1 protein-coding gene and 1 pseudogene are annotated in these 1,722 nt (G+C 70.0%); both read right to left on the bottom strand.

Going from position 1 to position 1,722, the window contains the following annotated elements; all coding sequences use genetic code 11:
• On the bottom strand, nucleotides 1-399 hold a 399-nt coding region (locus PGX04_RS25435; RefSeq protein ID WP_465263844.1), incomplete at its 3' end, for a DprA-like winged helix domain-containing protein.
• Nucleotides 400-920: 521 nt separating this feature from the next.
• Nucleotides 921-1,722: pseudogene (locus PGX04_RS25440) on the bottom strand (hypothetical protein); the annotation flags it as partial.

Here is a 1,722-nt window from a genome sequence, read left to right on the forward strand (position 1 = left end):
GTCGGGGTCGGCGGTGATCTCGCCGCTGTCGATCGCGCCGTAGCCCTTGCGCGCGTAGTTCGAGAGCGCGATGTCGACCGCACCGCCCTCGAGCCCCGACGCGCCGATGACCCGTCCCATCGAGACTGGATCGGCATCGCCTCCGGCCTCGAGGGCGGCCTCGTAGAGCCGGACCTCGGGGAGCCCGTCGGTGACGTACTCGCGCCCCTCGTCGGTCAGCGCGACCGTTTCGTCGACGCGCTCGCTGACGGCGACCAGTCCCTCGTCCTCGAGTTCGAAGACGGCCCCGGTGACGGTTTCGGGGGGGAGGTCGGTCGCCGCGGCGAGGGCGTCGACGGACGTTGCCTCGTCCGCGTTCGCGGCCTCGAGGACCGCGACCTGTTGTGCTGGAAGTTGCATTCGCTTGTTCGTATGCCTGCGTGTCGGTCAGTTAGCGGTTCCGATATGCCCGGGCGTCGGGGCCGGGGGCAGCGAGCGGTTGGTTTCGCCGCGAGCGCTCGGTGTGAGCGTTCACGGATCCACCGACCCGGCGTTACCGGGCGAAGAAGAAACCGAATCCCGGCCGCTCGTGCGCTGACTGTCCGCCGACACCGGCCGTCCGGGATTCGGATGCCATAGGTCCCGACTCTCGACGATAGGCGAAAAAACTTGCGCCCGGCGTAGCTCCCGTCGTGACCGACGGCGATCGCTCCCTGTCTCGGCGCGCTCACGCGCTTTCAGCCCTTGGGAAGAGCCCGTGCACCGCGGCAGCGGTCTCGGCTCTGGTCAGCCAAGTGGGGTGCCGAAATCGCCGACGGGGGCGTGACGTTCGCGACGGACGATCCGACCGGTTCGATCGTCACCGTCGAGGTTCCAGCCCTGTCTCCGCCCGCCGGTCCGCGGGCCGAATCGGACGAAAATCCCTCGTAACGCGCGACGCGTTACCGACTCGAGAGCCGTGTCGTCTCGAGCGGGCCGGAATCGACCCACTCGAACCCCGACTGCTCGGTCGTCGCCGCCTCGGGGACACCGACGGGAGCACACCCGTCGGCGAACTCGATACGGGTCTCATCGGACTCGACCGCAGGGAGCTCCGGAAGAAACTCGTCGTCCTCGAGCAGCCCTCGGACGGAGACGTTCCCGCCCGCGTCGAGCGCCGCGCCGAGCGCCCGGTAGCGGTCGTCGTCGGACTGGGGCTCGAGCGCCGTCCCGAACGAGTCGCTGTCGATGCGTGCCGTCTCGCTGGTTCCCGAGAGCGTCCCGAACCCGTCCGCGTTCGTCGTGTCCTCGTCCGTGTTTGTCGTCTCCCCACCTGTGCCGCTCGTCTCCTCGTCCGTGCGCCGCGACCGATCGCGCCGACTCGAGCCGCCTGCAGTCCCCTCCGCGTCGACCCCGGCCGGTTCCGCCTCACGGCTCTCGGGCCGGTCGTCGTCCCCCTCCCGTCTCGAGACCGCGGGGGTACCCCGAAGTTCGAAGCCGTCGATCTCAGCCGAGGGGGCCGACGCGGTCGATCGCTCCGGGGCTCCCTCCGACGGCGATGTGGCTAGCGCGTCGCTCGAGATACGCCCGGACGCTACCCCCGATTCCGGCTCCGATTGCGTGGACGCTTCGGCTTCGTCGATGAACGAGTCGACGATCGCCATCGAATCGCTCGACCGGTCGGTACCCTGCTCGAGCGCCCACGGCGGCCACGGACCGTCGCCGTCGGCACCGGGACTGTCGCCGTCGGCACCGCGACCGTCG

It is taken from the genome of Natrinema soli (assembly GCF_028618695.1).